This is a genomic window from Candidatus Centipeda massiliensis (assembly GCF_900290285.1).
GTDB lineage: Bacteria > Bacillota > Negativicutes > Selenomonadales > Selenomonadaceae > Centipeda > Centipeda massiliensis.
This window is the reverse complement of sequence record NZ_LT985756.1, coordinates 1-15920: the sequence shown is the minus strand read 5'-3', so window position 1 is coordinate 15920 and position 15920 is coordinate 1. Positions and strand designations below refer to the sequence as shown.

The window sequence follows — 15920 nt, the reverse complement described above, 5'->3', positions numbered from 1 at the left end:
ACTTTATAATGAGAACAAAGGAGGCAGTGCTTCCTAAACTCAGTGATGAAGAAATGGAGGCGATTGCGATGAGTGAGGCGGCAATCAATACTGCGTGGGACAAAATCGAAGCGTTCATGCGCGATGCCGGGCAGCGGCGCAAATACGAACAGCGCGAGAAATTCGAGCATGACTATGTGAGTGATATGGAGGGATCGTGGAAGGAGGGACGAGCAGTTGGGATGGAGCAAGGCATAAAGCAAGGTATGAAACAAGGTATGAGTCAAGGACGCCAGCTTGGTATCGCACACATGGCGATGAACATGTTGCGTTCTGGGACGCCGGTTTCGACAGTGGCACAAATGGCAGAGCTGCCGGAAGCTGTCATCCGAAAGATGGCCGAGGAGCATGGGGTTGCGGTTTCGTAGTGATTTATCATGGCATCGAAACGGACAAGCCGTTCATAAAGAGGGGCGTTGTACGAAGCAAACAACTTCGTACAACGCCCCTCCTTTGTGCCCCTTCCCCGACATAACGGGGAAGGGGTAGAATAACGGCAGTCCCTCTTTTGCGTGAAAAAAGCTTGTTTTTTTGAACTCCTATGATAGAATGGCAGGAGTTTTTCAGCGTCCCGTGGGGACGGGGCGGGAATGGGAGATGATGTATATGGAGACGATGATGGCGGAGCAGAAACAGATCGGCATGCGTGAGGTGAATGCGACGCGTGCGTTTTTCTTTATCGGGGGATTTGGCTCGGCATCATGGGCGCCGCTCGTGCCGCTTCTGCGGGGGCGGCTTGCCATCGGGGACGATATGCTCGGATTGCTGCTGCTCTGCATTGGCGTTGGGTCGTTGCTGACCATGCCGCTTTCGGGGGCGCTCTCGGCACGCCTCGGCTGCCGTCGCGTGCTCATAGCCGCAGGCGTTATATATGCTGCCGTCCTGCTTTCGATCTGCTTCGTGGATTCCTTCTGGATTGCCGTGCCTGTGATTCTCTTTTTTGGTGCGCTCATGGGCTGCATTGATGTTGTCATCAATATTGCGGCGGTCATCGTGGAGAAGGGAATCGGGCGACGCATCATGAGTGGGATGCATGGCTTTTGGAGCTTCGGCGGCTTCGTCGGTGCGGGGCTTTACGGCGTGTGGGTCGGACTGTTCGGACTCACGGCGTTTCAGTCCACCGCGATTGCGGCCGCGATCGTACTTCTGTTGACGGAGATTTTTGGCAGCCGTCTCATTCCTTACGGCGGAGGTGGAGGGGCACTCATTGCCATTCCGCGTGGGATTGTCGTTTTTGTCGGCGTGACAGCGTTCATTGCGTTTCTCAGTGAGGGAGCCGTGATGGATTGGAGCGGTGTCTATCTCACGACTGTACGCGGCATGGATCTCTCGCTTGCGGGCATGGGGTTCTCGGTATTCTCTGCCGCGATGCTCCTGATGCGCTTTCTTGGGGATCGCGTCGTGCAGCGCATCGGACAGTGTCCCGTTGCCGTTGGCGGCGCGCTCCTCACCTTTGCCGGCATCCTGCTCGTCATGTTTGCCCCTGTGGATGCCCTGCTCTATCTTGGATTTTTTGCCATTGGTATCGGCAGCGCGAACATCGTGCCCGTATTTTTCTCGCTGATGGGCAGGCAGAATGTCATGCCCATCGGCACCGCTGTCTCTGCTGTCAGTACGATGGGCTATCTCGGCATCCTTGCGGGGCCTGCCGCCATTGGCTTTGTCTCCGCACTCACGAATCTCCAGACCGCATTCGGCATGCTCGCTGCACTCAGTCTCCTGCAGGCACTTGTCGGCTTCTATGTGTTCCGGAAGATGGTCTGAGGAAAACGGACATCAAAAAACACCATTCCCTATGGAATGGTGTTTTCTATGTTACTGTGCCAGCGCGTTGACCTTCTTGGCAAGACGCGACTTCTTACGTGCTGCAGCGTTCTTGTGATAGACGTTGTTCGCAGCAGCCTGATCGATGGACTTGTAAGCCGCAACGAGGAGGTTTTTCGCCTCTTCTGCGTTGCCGGCAGCAACAGCGTCATTGACGCTGCGGATGGCACGGCGGACGCGTGTCTTCTCCGCAACATTGCGTGCGCGGCGCTTGGCGTCAGACTTTACACTCAGAATGGATGCCTTGATGTTTGGCAAATCGTTCACCCCCCTCGACGAAAAATGTTCTGCGTTATTTTATCACACAGATTCATGAAATGCAATATTTTTTTCTTTACAGAACTGCTTGATTCGCACGCAAACATATTGTAAAATAATGGTACAATAAACGGGGAGAATACCTCCCGAAAGTCCCTCCAATATTCTGTGACAAATTTGAAAAAGGCTGAAAGTACCGCAAAAAAATGCAGGAAATTCGGCTTGTTTATCGAATTAGTTAAGTATCTAAAATGAATTACGGAAGATAAATACGACGAAATGAGTTCCATCTCATTAGACTCGGCAGGAATACGGCGAAACGGATGGGTGTACGGCAAGCCCAACCGATTTGCCATTGCATATATGTTGGGGATACCACTCGGTATCCGTGAGGGGAGAATTATCTATGAGAAAAACAGAGTGCTTGGCAATGATTCTGGCAGGCGGACAAGGCAGCCGCCTTGGTGCGCTCACGAAGCGCGTTGCAAAGCCGGCGGTTCCGTTCGGGGGGAAGTACCGCATCATTGATTTTCCGCTGAGCAACTGTGTGAACTCCGGCATCGAAAAGGTCGGCGTCCTGACGCAGTATCGTCCACTTGAGCTGAATCAGTATCTGGGCTCGGGCAGCGCGTGGGATCTCGACAAGCGTGACGGCGGTCTCTTCGTTCTGCCGCCCTATGCGCGGGAAAAAGGCGCGGAGTGGTACCGCGGCACGGCGGATGCAATCTACCAGAACCTCAATTTTATCGACATGGCAGATCCGGACTATGTGCTCATCCTCTCCGGAGATCACATCTACACGATGGACTATGCGTGGATGCTTGAGTCGCACAAGAAAAACAAGGCACAGGCCACCATCGGTGTGTTTGAAGTGCCTTGGGATGAGGCGCCGCGCTTCGGCATTATGAATACGGATGAGACCGGACGGATTGTCGAGTTTGAGGAAAAACCGGCAAAGCCGAAGAGCAATCTTGCCTCGATGGGGATCTACATCTTTAACCGTGACTACCTTGAGGAATATCTGAGCGCTGACGCAAAGAGCGATACGTCGAGCCATGACTTCGGCAAGGATATTATCCCGAAGATGCTCGCGGACGAGGGACGCCTTTACTCCTACGCTTTCAACGGCTATTGGAAGGATGTCGGTACGATCGAGAGCCTCTGGCAGGCAAATATGGATCTCCTGCAGGAGGAGCCTCCGTTCGACCTCTCCGGCAAATGGAGCATCTATTCGTTCAATCCGTCCATGCCGCCGCAGTTTGTCGGCAAAGAGGCGAAGATCACGCGCTCGATGATCAGCGAGGGGACAATGATCCTTGGCACGGTTGAGCATTCTGTGATCTTCCCGGGTGTCCGCGTCGGAAAAGGAGCGGTCGTGCGCAACTCGGTTCTGCTGCCCTCGGCTGTGGTCGAGGATGGCGCCGTGGTGAACTATGCGATCTTGGCACAGCACGCTGCGGTCGAGGCAGGGGCGCAGGTCATCGGCGAGGAGTCGCAGATCACGGTCATCCCAGAGGGAGAGACCGTGGCGGTAACGTCCACCGAGCAGCGTGTCGGCTGAGCCATAGGAAGAGAATGGGGTGAACATACAATGAATACCGTAATGGGTCTTATCAACCTGCAGGAGGACGGGAGTCTCATCCGTGAACTTGCCGAGCGGCGTGCAGTTGAATCCATTCCCTTCGCCGGACGCTATCGACTGATTGACTTTTCCCTTTCGAGCATGGTTAACTCCGGCATCAACAAGGTGGGCATCATGCTGCCCGATGAGCCGCGTTCGGTGCTCGACCATCTCCGCTCCGGCAAGGATTGGGATTTGGCACGGCGCCACGACGGTCTCTTCTATTTGCCCGCCGCACAGGACGATGCCCAGCGGCGCAAGGGTGATCTCAAGAACTTCTATCACAATCTGGACTTCATTGAGCATGCGTCCTCGCGGTACATCCTGCTGACGAACGGCAGCTTTGTCTACAATGTGGACTTCAACAAGGTGCTGCGGTTTCATCAGAATACGGGCGCAGATATCACGCTTGTCTCGCATACGACGATTGACGAGAACACGGGCAACAACATCGTGATTGAGCTGGCGGAGAACGGCCTTATCCTTGATATTGCGGAGAAGCCGGTCGCCTATCAGGGAATGAAGGTATCCATGGGGATCTACCTCATGGACAAGCGGGCGTTTGTCGAGATTGTCCGCTATGCCTACGAGCATGGCGGACAGGATTTCGTACTCGATGGGATCATTCGCCGGGCAGCGGACTACACGATGTTCGCCTACGAGCATGATGGCTATATGGCGCATGTGGACTCCATGTCGACCTACTATCGGGCGAATATGGAGATCCTCGATCCTGAGGTGTGGCAGAACCTCTTCATGGGAGAGCGTCCCGTCTACACGAAGATCAAGGACGGCGTGCCCGTGCAGTACAAGGAGACGGCAAAGGTCACGAACTCGCTCATCGCAAACGGCTGCATTGTGAGCGGCGAGGTGGAGAACAGCATCCTGTTCCGCGGGGTAAAGGTGGGCAAGGATGTAAAGATCCGAAATTCGATCATCATGCAGAAATGCGATATTCAGGATGGCGCGCTTGTCGAAAATGTCATCTGCGACAAGAACGTTGTGATCACGGCGGAGAAGTGGTTAAAGGGTGCCACGGAATATCCGCTCGTTATCAAGAAGAATATCACGATTTAAAGGTTGTTTATGATTGCCGTTAGTGTCCCCTTCCCGCCTCAGCAGCTGAGACGGGAGAGGCTATAACGGCTTCTTGTTTCTGGTACTTCTTATGGGGATTACTGCCGCCGGCAGGAAGAGAGAAGATCGGGAAAGGCAAGAGAATTGGAAAAGGAGTGGACGATTTGGCACAGAAGGATCAAGTCAATAGGCCGACCGGAAAGGCTCTCGAGACGATGAAGAAGATCTTGAAGAGCCGTTTTATTACAACCGCGCATGTTATGTTTGGCCGCGATGTGGAGGAACTGACGGAGATCGAGATCTACAAAACGATCGCGGCAACCGCCAAACAGTCCATCTCGGATAATTGGATCAAGACGAATAAACAGTATGGGCAGCGCAAGGAGAAGCAGATCTACTACTTCTCCATTGAGTTCCTGCTCGGTCGTCTCCTAAAATCCAACCTCATCAATCTCGGCATTGAGGAGGCGCTGCAGGAGGTTCTGGGGGATTTCAAGCTGAACCTCTCGGACGCCTATGAGGTGGAGCCGGATGCGGGGCTTGGCAATGGCGGTCTTGGGCGTCTCGCAGCATGCTTCATTGACTCGTTGGCGGCGCACCGCCTGCCGGGACACGGGTGTACCATCCGTTACCAGTATGGCCTCTTCGAGCAGAAGATCGTCGGCGGCAACCAGGTGGAGATTCCGGACAACTGGCTGCGCGATGGCTTTGCGTGGGAGTACCGCAAGCCGGATAAGTCGGTCGATGTCAAGTTTGGCGGTCATGCCTATATGCGCGACATGGGGAACGGCAAGCTTGAACTTGTCCATGAGAACCCCATGATCGTCATGGCGGTGCCGTATGATATGCCGATTGTCGGCTACCACAACGCGACGGTCAATACGCTGCGCATGTGGAACGCCGAGGTCAACCGTGACTTCTCCGATTACGGCATGCTGACGCAGGAACAGATCCAGCAGCGCAACGACTACCGCAGCTTCGTCGAGTCCATCACGCGCTACCTCTACCCGGACGACAGTACGTTCGAGGGACGCCGTATGCGTCTCATTCAGGAGTACTTCTTCGTCTCGGCGGGTGTGCAGAGCATTGTCCGCCACTACAAGAAGACGGGCATGAGCATCTACGACTTCGGCAAGAAGATCGGCATTCATATCAACGATACGCATCCCGCGCTCTGCGTCGCAGAACTCATGCGCATCCTCGTCGACGAAGAGGCACTGACGTGGGAGGATGCGTGGGCGATTACGCGCGACACAATCGCGTACACGAATCACACGATCATGCCGGAGGCACTTGAGACGTGGGGCATTGATATGTTCCAGCCGCTCCTGCCGCGCATCTACATGATCATCGACGAGATCAACCGCCGCCACCTTGAGGAGGTGCGCCGCCGCTATCCGGGGAATGAGGGCAAGGTGTGTGCACTCTCCATCATTCAGGACGGTGTGATCCACATGGCACGACTCTCCATTGTCGGTGGGCACAGCGTCAACGGGGTGGCGAAGATCCACACGGGTATCCTGAAGTCGACAACGCTGAAGGATTTCTACGACTATACGCCGCGCAAGTTCAACAATAAGACCAACGGCATTACGCATCGCCGCTGGCTCATGGGGGCGAACCCCGAGCTTGCAACACTGATTGACGATATGCTCGGCAGCCGTGAGTGGCATCGTCATCCAGAGAAGATGGACGGTCTGCATGATCATGTCGAGGACAAGAACTTCCTCGAACAGCTCATGAAGATCAAGCATTTGCGGCGTGAGGGGCTTGCGCACTACATCGAGCACCACAATGGAGTGAAGCTGAATCCTGATTCGATGTTCGACATTCAGGTCAAGCGTATCCACTCCTACAAGCGGCAGCTGATGAACATTCTGCACATCATGTACCGCTACCATCGTGCACTCAGCGAGCCGTCCTTCCTGACGCAGCCTGTGACCTATTTCTTCGGCGGGAAGGCGGCGCCGGGCTACTACATCGCGAAGGAGACAATCCGCCTTATCAACGTGGTCGCGGATCGAATCAATAAGGATAAGCGCGTCAATGACTTTATGAAGGTCATCTTCATCGAGAACTTCGGCGTCTCCATCGGTGAGCTGGTCTATCCGGCAGCGGATGTCAGCGAGCAGATCTCCACGGCGTCGAAGGAGGCGTCGGGTACGGGCAACATGAAGTTCATGATGAACGGCGCAATCACGCTCGGCACGCTCGACGGCGCAAACGTCGAGATCCGCGATGCGGTCGGCAATGAGCACTGCGTGATCTTTGGTCTCAAGGCCGAGGAGGTTATGAACTACTACGCGACGGGCGCGTATTCCGCGTGGGATGAGTATCACACGAACGAGAAAGTACGCACGGTGATGAACCAGCTCGTTGACGGTACCTACGGAGACTTCCGTTCGCTGTATGACTATCTCCTGCACGCGAACGATGAATTCTTTATTCTAAAGGATTTCAATGCGTACGACAACGCACGCATTGAGGTCATGCGGCGGTTCAAGGACAAGGATGGCTGGGCGCGTACGGCGGCAATGAACGTCGCGCACTCCGGCGGATTCTCGTCTGACCGCACGATTGACGAGTATGCACGGGAGATCTGGAACATCCACCCCGTCATCATCTCGTAAGAGGCAGGGGCGTGCGCGTAGGAAACGCACGCCCTGAGGAAAATACAGGAGGGGATCGTATGAAAACATCCGCACTGAGTGAGTTTGATCTGTACCTCTTTCATCAGGGCACGAACTATCATGCACAGGAAATGCTCGGAGCGCATTTCGTGGAACAGGATGGGAAAAAAGGTATCCGATTTACAGTATGGGCACCGAATGCAAATGCAGTCAGCGTCGTTGGAGAGTTCAATGATTGGAATGTCTTTATCCACCCAATGAACCGCATTGACGACGGCGAGATCTGGGAGACCTTTGTCGAGGGACTCGGCGAGGGCGAGATCTACAAGTATGCGATCGAACCACAGTGGGGCGGTCCCCGCATCATGAAGGCAGACCCCTACGGATTCTATGCAGAGAAGAAGCCGCAGACGGCATCCCGTACCTACGACATGAACCACTACGAGTGGGGCGATGCGGCGTGGCTGAAACGCAAGGAGGAGGAGTCCTCCTATGAGCGTCCCATGCTCACGTATGAGGTGCACGCCGGTTCTTGGCGGCGCACGCTTGAGGGGGAGTATCTCTCCTATCGCGAACTCGCAGACCAGCTCATCAGCTATGTCAAGGACATGAACTACACCCATATCGAGTTCATGCCGCTCTGCGAGCATCCCTACGACGGCTCATGGGGCTATCAGGCGACGGGGTATTTCGCTGTGACGAGCCGCTACGGCACGCCCGACGATTTCCGCTATCTCGTCGATACCGCACATCAGAACGGCATCGGCATCATCATGGACTGGGTGCCGGGGCATTTCTGCAAGGACGAGCAAGGGCTTCGCCACTTCGACGGCAAGAACCTCTATGAGTCCGACAACGAGACGCGCGCGGAGAACTGGGAGTGGGGCACCACGAACTTTGACTATGGGCGTACGGAGGTGCAGAGTTTCCTCATCTCGAACGCGCTTTTCTGGTTCGAGGAGTTCCACATCGACGGTCTGCGCATCGACGCGGTTGCGAATATGCTCTACCTCAACTACGGGCGCAAGGACGGCGAGTGGCAGCCGAACAAGTACGGTGACACGGGCAACCTTGAGGCGATGGATTTCCTCAAGAAGCTCAACGAAACGATCTTCAAGTACCATCCGCACGCGCTGATGATCGCGGAGGAATCGACCGCGTGGCCGCTCATCTCCAAACCCGTCTACATGGGAGGCATGGGCTTCAACTACAAGTGGAACATGGGCTGGATGAACGATATGCTCTCCTACATGAGCCTTGATCCGATCTACCGCAAGTGGAATCAGGACAAGATCACGTTCTCCCTCATGTATGCCTTCTCCGAGAATTTCGTCCTCCCGCTCTCGCATGACGAGGTCGTACACGGAAAGTGCTCCCTCATCAGCAAGATGCCGGGCGACTATTGGCAGAAATTCGCGGGGCTGCGCGGATTCTTCGGCTACTGGATCGCACACCCGGGCAAGAAGCTGCTCTTCATGGGCGGCGAGTTTGGACACTTCATCGAGTGGAACTTCGACGACAGCATGGACTGGCACCTCGTCGAGCAGTATCCGATGCACACGAAGATGCTTGCGTACTCGAAGGCGCTCAACAAGTTCTACGTCGACAACAAGGCATTCTGGCAGGTCGACTTCGACTGGAACGGCTTCCAGTGGATCGACTGCAACGACAACGAGAACAGCATTATCGCACTCGTTCGTCGCGCCGAGGATCGCAGCGACTTCATCGTCTGCGTGCACAACTTCACACCGGAGGTGCGCCATGGCTACCGCATTGGCGTACCGACGAAGGGCACCTATGTTGAGGTGTTCAACTCCGATGAGGAGGCGTACGGCGGCAGCGGCGTTCTCAATACAGGGGATATCGTGAGTGAGGACTATGCGTTCCACGGACGCGAGCAGTCCATCGTCATCACGGTGCCGCCGCTTGCCTCGACGTTCTATCGCCTCAAGTGTCAGAGCGGTGCGGGGACACCTGAGCACGAGATTCCCGAGACGGTGGATGCCGTTGCAAAAAAAAAAGCAGTAACGTCTAAGACCTCTGCTGCTGCTGCGAAGCAGGCGGATACAGCAGTGGAAAAGCCGGCGCCTAAGAAGCGTACGACGAATACCGCGGAAGAGAAGCCTGCCGCCAAAACTGCGGCGAAGAAAACAAGCAAAACGTCAGCGACAAAGGCAGAGGCTGCCCCTGCAAAGAAATCGTCTCCCAAGAAGTCTGCCAAGGCAAAGACGGAGGGGGAGAAGGCAGCCACAGCATCTGCTCCGTCAAAGACGGGAAAGTCTGCGGAGAAATCCACCGAAAAGACAACAAAGGCGGCGTCCATGACGGCGACCAAGAAGAAAACGACCCGCAAGAAGACAGCAGAGGCGGAAGAAAAGCCAAAGAAAACGCGTGCAGCAAAGGTCTGAGGCGCTGTACGTATTGATAGGAGAATGACGAAGGCTAAAAATAGAGGATGATAGACGCGCGGAGCGGTGATTACGGCACCCTTCCGCGCGGAAAAGGAGGATATTGGGATGAAGGTACTATATGTAGCATCAGAAGCAGTTCCTTTTGTAAAGACCGGCGGTCTTGCGGATGTGGCTGGCTCGCTCCCCGCCGCACTCGTAAAGGACGGCGTGGACTGCCGCGTCATACTGCCGAAGTATGGCACGATTGCCGAGGATATCCGGAACACGATGGAGCACATTTATGACGGTGTGCTGAATGTTGCATGGCGGGATAAATTCGTTGGCATTGACAAGTATGTGCTGGATGGTGTGACTTACTACTTTGTGGACAACGAGGAGTATTTCAACCGCGAGGGTCACTACGGGTATCCGGACGATGCGGAGCGCTTCTCGTTTTTCAGCCGTGCTGTGCTCAACCTCCTGCCTGCGCTCGATTTCTGGCCGGACATCATCCACTCCAACGACTGGCATTCCGCACTCGTCAACGTATTCCTTAAACTGGAGCACAGGGACGATGCGCGCTATCAGGGGATCAAGACGCTCTTTACGATCCACAACCTCAAGTATCAGGGCGTCTTCCCCAAGAATGTCATGACGGATGTGCTCGGACTGGACTGGCAGTATTTCAACAACGGGGATTTCGAGTTCTTCGATGCGGTCAACTTCATGAAAGCCGGCATCATCTACGCCGACTATGTGTCGACCGTCAGCAAGACCTACGCCGAGGAGATCCAATACGACTACTACGGCGAACACCTTGACGGGCTTCTGCGCAAGCGTCGGGAGGAACTGTTCGGCATCGTCAACGGGATTGACTACGATATCTATAACCCGCAGACGGACAAGAACCTCTACGTCAACTACGATATCAAGAAGGCAGTCGAGGGAAAGAGCGACAACAAGGTGCGCCTGCAGCGTGATCTCGGGCTTCCTGAGAACCGCCGCACACCGATGGTCTCCATGATCACGCGGCTCGTTGCGAACAAGGGACTGGATCTGGTCATACGCATACTGGACGAGATCCTACAGCATGAGAACGTACAGTTCGTCCTCCTGGGGACAGGGGATCGCGGCTATGAGGACTGGTTCAAGGAACTCACGTGGCGCTATCCGAACAAGGTGTCCATCAACATCCGCTTCTCGAACGAGCTTGCACAGCGCATCTACGCAGCGTCCGATATCTTTCTCATGCCGTCCATGTTCGAGCCATGCGGACTCGGACAGCTCATCGCCATGCGCTATGGGACGATTCCCGTTGTGCGTGAGACGGGCGGTCTCAAGGACACCGTCGTCCAGTTTGATCGCTCGGATGTGGACAAGGGAAACGGGTTCCTGTTCTACGAATACAATGCGCATGAGATGATGTATGCCCTGAAGCGTGCGCTTGCTGCATACGGGAATCTGCGTGAGTGGCGCCAGCTCATCTTTACAGCGATGCACAGCGACTTTAGCTGGAAGCGTTCCGCGAAAGAGTATGAGACACTCTACGAGCGCCTCCTGCTCGAAGGCTGAGATTGTCCCTTGCAGAATTTCGGTTTGTGCGTGGGTTGACCGTATTTGAGTCTTCCACGACGCACCCCCTAAGAAACCGCTGGTGAATTTGGTTCAAATAAGAACATTTGATTCTCCAGTGGTTTCTGTGCGTTTATTTTTAGGAAAGGAGAGGATGCTATGCTGGAATCGTATCAGGTGGAGCACAACTCACAGAATATTTATTTTCGCTCCATCGTCGGAGCGGCGGAGGCGGGGAGCCGTCTGCGGCTCGGCATTCGCATTCGGACATTCGAGCCGATCCATCAGGTACTCGTGCGCCTCTGGCAGGATCAGACGGGGGAGCGTCTGATCCCACTCGAAACAAAGGACGGACAGAACGAGCAGAAATTCTATACGGCATGGATCAATCTGCCGGATTATGGCTGTCTGGTTTGGTATTACTTCATCATTACAGCGGAAAGCGGCACCTATTTTTATGGGAACAACCCGGAGATGCTGGGCGGCATTGGAGCGCTCACCATGGAGGCTCCCGAGTCCTATCAGATCACGATCTACAACAAGGGCGCACGTACACCGGACTGGTTCAAGAATGCCGTGATGTACCAGATCTTTCCGGATCGCTTCGCGCGTTCGGGTGATACCATCGTCCGCAAGAAAGGTGCGGTCATCCGCACGGACTGGACGGACGACCCCATGTATCTCAAGGATCCCGACACAAAGGAGATCATCGCTTATGATTTCTTCGGCGGGAACCTGCGCGGGGTCATGGAGAAGCTGGACTATCTGAAGCAGCTCGGCATCTCGTGCATCTACTTCAACCCCGTCTTCGAGTCCGAGAGCAACCATCACTACGATACGGGAGACTACCACAAGATCGACCCCGTGCTCGGCGATATTGAGGACTTTCGTGCCCTCGTCACGGCGGCAGAGGAGCGCGGTATCCGCATCATCCTCGACGGCGTGTTCAGCCATACGGGCAGCAACAGCATCTATTTCAACCGCCAGCATCAGTACAGTTCGCTCGGCGCGTACCAGTCGAAGGAGTCGCCGTACTACTCGTGGTACCACTTCCGCAACTATCCGAACGAGTACGACTGCTGGTGGGACTTCGAGACTCTGCCGAACGTCAACGAGACCGACCCTGCCTACATGGACTTCGTCATTACAGGCAAGGACAGCGTGCTTCACCACTGGATGAACGAGGGGATTGCGGGCTGGCGCCTCGACGTGATCGACGAGCTCCCGCCGACGTTCTCCAAGACGTTCTTTGCCGAGCTGAAGAAGCGCAACCCCGATGCCGTCATGATCGGTGAGGTCTGGGAGGATGCCTCGAACAAGGTCGCCTACGGTACGCCGCGCGAATACCTCTCTGGGAGCGAGATGGATTCAGCAATGAACTACCCGCTGCGCACGATGATGCTCGACTTCCTCACGGGCGCGGTCGATGGACGCCAGACAGCACGACGGCTCGCAAGTCAGATCGAGAACTATCCGAAGGAAAATCTCTATGCGATGATGAACCTCATCGGCAGCCATGACGTACAGCGCGCGATCACCGTACTCGCCGGCGTCCCCTACTATGAAGGGATGCCCGCCATCGAGCAGTCGCGCGTGCGCATGACGCCGGAGCAGTTCGATCTCGGCTCGCGCCGCCTCCTCATGGCGGCCCTCTGGCAGATGACCTATCCCGGCGTGCCGAGCGTCTACTATGGCGACGAGATCGGCATGGAGGGCTTCAAGGATCCGTTCAACCGCCGCCCCTACGACTGGGTGCATGGCAACAAGGAGATCCGCAGCTGGTTTGAGCGCTTTATCGCGATCCGCAACGAGAACGATGCACTGCGCACGGGCGATATCCTGCCGCTCTACGGTGCGGGTGATGTCATCGCCTATGCACGCACCATTCGCTCGGGCTACGATGTGTTCAATCAGGAGAAGGAGGACGGTGTCTTTATCGCCGCATTCAACCGTAACCTTACCGAGACGCAGACCATTGATGTGGAGGTGAGCGACTTCGCCTGCGGCGTGTTTGAGGATGCGTTCAAGCCCTCGCGCACATACGAGGTGGAGCGCGGACGCCTGCGGATCAAGATTCCGCCGCTCTTTGGACTGCTCCTGCGTCAGCGTGAGGAGCCACAACGCTATGAACGCAAGGCGGGTGTCCTCCTGCACCCGACCTCCCTGCCGTCGAAATACGGCGTGGGCGACTTCGGCAAGGAGGCATATCGCTTCCTCGACTTCCTTGCCGAGGCGGGGCAGAAGATCTGGCAGATTCTGCCGCTCAGTCCCGTTGGACATGGCTACTCGCCCTATCAGTCCATCTCCGCGTTCGCGGGCAATATCATGATGATTGATCCCGAGGATCTTGCCGCGCGCGGCTGGCTGACAGAGAAGGATCTCTTCCTGCCTTATGAGGCGAACACAGCGTTCATCGACTTTGAACGCGTCAAACAGTTCAAGAAGGAACTGCTCGAAAAGGCATTCTACGCGTTTCGTGAGAAAAATGCACAGGATCCGGCATTCCAAGAGTTCTGTGCAAAAGAAGCGTACTGGCTCGATGACTACGCCCTCTTCCATGCGGCAAAGAAAGAATACGCACGCAAACCTTGGACAGAGTGGCCGGACGAGATCAAGCACCGCGATCCTGCGGCGCTCAAGGCACTTGCCGAGCGGCAGAGGGATGAGGTGGAACTGGATCGCTTCAAGCAGTACATCTTCCATCTCCAATGGAATCGTCTGCATGACTATGCGAAAAAGAAAGGCATCGAAGTCCTCGGCGACATGCCGATCTTCATCGCACAGGACAGCGCAGACGCATGGGCGAATCAGCACCTCTTTGACCTCAATGAGGATGGTACACCGCGTACCGTCGCGGGCGTACCGCCCGACTACTTTGCCGCGAATGGACAGCTCTGGGGCAACCCGCAGTACAACTGGGACGCGATGAAGGCGGAGAACTACGCATGGTGGAAGCGTCGCTTCCGCAAGCTGCACGAACAGGTCGATATCATTCGCATCGACCACTTCCGCGCATTCGAGTCCTACTGGTCGGTCGACGGCAAGGCGACGACCGCGATCAACGGCCGCTGGCTCAAGGGGCCGGGCAAGCCCTTCTTCGATGAGATTGAGAGGGAGCTTGGTGAGATGAACATTGTCGCCGAGGATCTCGGCATCATCACGAGCGAGGTTGAGCGTCTGCGTGACGACTGCGGCTTCCCCGGCATGAAGATTGTCCACTTCATGCTTGAGCCGAACGAGTCGGGACGCGTCGGCTTCGTTACGCCCGAGAACAGCATCATCTATACGGGGACGCACGACAACAACACCACCGTTGGCTGGTTCACGCACGATATCGATGAAGTGCTGCGTGAGACGCTCGCGAATATGACGGGTACGACCTCTGATCGCCCGAAGACGATATGCAAGCGCCTCATCAAGGCGGCGTACGCCTCGCGCGCCCGCATGGCGATCATCCCCATGCAGGATCTCCTCGCCCTCGACGAGCGCGCCCGCATGAACACCCCCGGCACCGTCGGTATCAACTGGCGTTGGAGCCTCAAGAAGGACTACCTCCTCGAACTCGATCCGAAGAAGCTGCAGGCACTTTGTGTGCGCTACCATCGGTGACGAGGTAAGACGAGCGTACATAAGCAAACGAAAAGAGTCATTGCACACCTTTCTGCAATGACTCTTTTCGTTTGTAAGAAGTACGGATAATTTGCATTATGAGAAATTCGCCGATGGTACGGTGAAGTGCATTGAGGATGAGATTCCGTTTGAGATTCCCGAGAGTTGGGCGTGGGTGAGGCTAGGAACCATATCCACTTATGCAGAGACTAAGAGAAAAATCAACATACAGGAGGCTCCTTCTGATGTTTGGTCACTTGATCTTGAAGATATAGAAAAAGGTGGACGATTACTGGAATATAAAACTGCCAAAGACAGAAAAACTGTAGGAGATAGAAATATCTTCAAGGCAGGAAATATTCTGTATAGCAAATTGCGTCCGTATTTGTTGAAAATATTAATAGCTCAAAAAGATGGTATTTGCTCTTCAGAAATCGTTCCATTCAGTCTCTATGGTGGAATCATTTCAGAATATGTGATTACCGTTTTAAAATGTCCTTATATTGACAACCTCATCAATTCTGCAACATATGGTGTGAAAATGCCACGAGTAAGTACAGAGACAATGTCTTCACTGTTTATTCCAATTCCTTCGATAAAAGAGCAGCAAAGGATCGTAAGAAAACTCAATGAAGTAACTCCTATTATATCCGAATATGATAGTGCCTATAGCCGAGTTAAAGAACTTGATATAAAATTTCCTCAACAACTAAAAAGATCAGTCCTTCAATATGCAGTACAGGGAAAACTCGTCCAACAAGATGAAAGTGACGAACCAGCCTCAGCGCTGTTGGATCGGATTCGAGCGGAGAAAGAAGAACTCATCAAGCAGGGAAAAATAAAACGTGACAAGAGAGAATCTGTCATCTACCAAGGTGCGGATAACTCGTATTATGAGAG

General features: G+C 54.8%; 10 protein-coding genes. 9 read left to right on the top strand and 1 reads right to left on the bottom strand.

Features of this window, described 5'->3' with window-relative positions:
• Positions 1 to 8: 8 nt before the first annotated feature.
• Together C8273_RS08635 and C8273_RS08630 are read left to right on the top strand one after the other, a co-directional pair.
• On the top strand, positions 9 to 407 hold the full coding sequence (locus C8273_RS08635; protein ID WP_159060752.1) for a hypothetical protein: 399 nt from the start codon (positions 9 to 11) through the stop codon (positions 405 to 407).
• A 250-nt stretch (positions 408 to 657) separates the two neighbouring features.
• Positions 658 to 1803 (top strand): MFS transporter, encoded by a 1146-nt coding sequence (locus tag C8273_RS08630; protein ID WP_106627660.1) that lies wholly within the window; start codon positions 658 to 660, stop codon positions 1801 to 1803.
• Between the two features lie 51 nt (positions 1804 to 1854).
• Here C8273_RS08630 and rpsT read toward each other — a convergent pair whose 3' ends face one another.
• The gene (gene rpsT / locus C8273_RS08625; RefSeq protein WP_106627335.1) at positions 1855 to 2121 is read right to left on the bottom strand and encodes a 30S ribosomal protein S20; all 267 of its coding nucleotides are present in this window, start codon (positions 2119 to 2121) and stop codon (positions 1855 to 1857) included.
• Positions 2122 to 2527: 406 nt separating this feature from the next.
• Here rpsT and C8273_RS08620 point away from each other — a divergent pair, with 406 nt between their 5' ends.
• From C8273_RS08620 to C8273_RS08590, 7 genes are all read left to right on the top strand, one after another.
• Positions 2528 to 3682 carry a glucose-1-phosphate adenylyltransferase gene (locus tag C8273_RS08620; RefSeq protein WP_106627334.1) on the top strand — a complete coding sequence of 385 codons (1155 nt, stop codon included), beginning with the start codon at positions 2528 to 2530 and terminating at the stop codon, positions 3680 to 3682.
• A gap of 30 nt (positions 3683 to 3712) precedes the next feature.
• On the top strand, positions 3713 to 4819 hold the full coding sequence (glgD, locus tag C8273_RS08615) for a glucose-1-phosphate adenylyltransferase subunit GlgD (protein ID WP_106627333.1): 1107 nt from the start codon (positions 3713 to 3715) through the stop codon (positions 4817 to 4819).
• A 164-nt stretch (positions 4820 to 4983) separates the two neighbouring features.
• The gene (locus C8273_RS08610) at positions 4984 to 7449 is read left to right on the top strand and encodes a glycogen/starch/alpha-glucan phosphorylase (RefSeq protein ID WP_106627332.1); all 2466 of its coding nucleotides are present in this window, start codon (positions 4984 to 4986) and stop codon (positions 7447 to 7449) included.
• A gap of 59 nt (positions 7450 to 7508) precedes the next feature.
• Positions 7509 to 9857 carry a 1,4-alpha-glucan branching protein GlgB gene (gene glgB, locus C8273_RS08605; RefSeq protein WP_106627331.1) on the top strand — a complete coding sequence of 783 codons (2349 nt, stop codon included), beginning with the start codon at positions 7509 to 7511 and terminating at the stop codon, positions 9855 to 9857.
• 108 nt (positions 9858 to 9965) lie between these two features.
• A complete protein-coding gene (gene glgA, locus C8273_RS08600) occupies positions 9966 to 11411 on the top strand; it encodes a glycogen synthase GlgA (protein ID WP_106627330.1) in 1446 nt (481 codons plus the stop codon).
• A 159-nt stretch (positions 11412 to 11570) separates the two neighbouring features.
• Positions 11571 to 15020 carry a 4-alpha-glucanotransferase gene (gene malQ / locus C8273_RS08595; RefSeq protein ID WP_106627329.1) on the top strand — a complete coding sequence of 1150 codons (3450 nt, stop codon included), beginning with the start codon at positions 11571 to 11573 and terminating at the stop codon, positions 15018 to 15020.
• Positions 15021 to 15141: 121 nt separating this feature from the next.
• The coding region (locus C8273_RS08590; protein ID WP_234343984.1) for a restriction endonuclease subunit S at positions 15142 to 15920 on the top strand (779 nt) is incomplete at its 3' end.

Bases quoted from the DNA above. Each gene is read 5' to 3' on its own strand.
- malQ (WP_106627329.1), top strand. From the start codon at position 11,571: ATGCTGGAATCGTATCAGGTGGAGCACAACTCACAGAATATTTATTTT.
- C8273_RS08635 (WP_159060752.1), top strand. From the start codon at position 9: ATGAGAACAAAGGAGGCAGTGCTTCCTAAACTCAGTGATGAAGAAATG.
- glgA (WP_106627330.1), top strand. From the start codon at position 9,966: ATGAAGGTACTATATGTAGCATCAGAAGCAGTTCCTTTTGTAAAGACC.
- glgB (WP_106627331.1), top strand. From the start codon at position 7,509: ATGAAAACATCCGCACTGAGTGAGTTTGATCTGTACCTCTTTCATCAG.
- C8273_RS08620 (WP_106627334.1), top strand. From the start codon at position 2,528: ATGAGAAAAACAGAGTGCTTGGCAATGATTCTGGCAGGCGGACAAGGC.
- C8273_RS08630 (WP_106627660.1), top strand. From the start codon at position 658: ATGGCGGAGCAGAAACAGATCGGCATGCGTGAGGTGAATGCGACGCGT.
- glgD (WP_106627333.1), top strand. From the start codon at position 3,713: ATGAATACCGTAATGGGTCTTATCAACCTGCAGGAGGACGGGAGTCTC.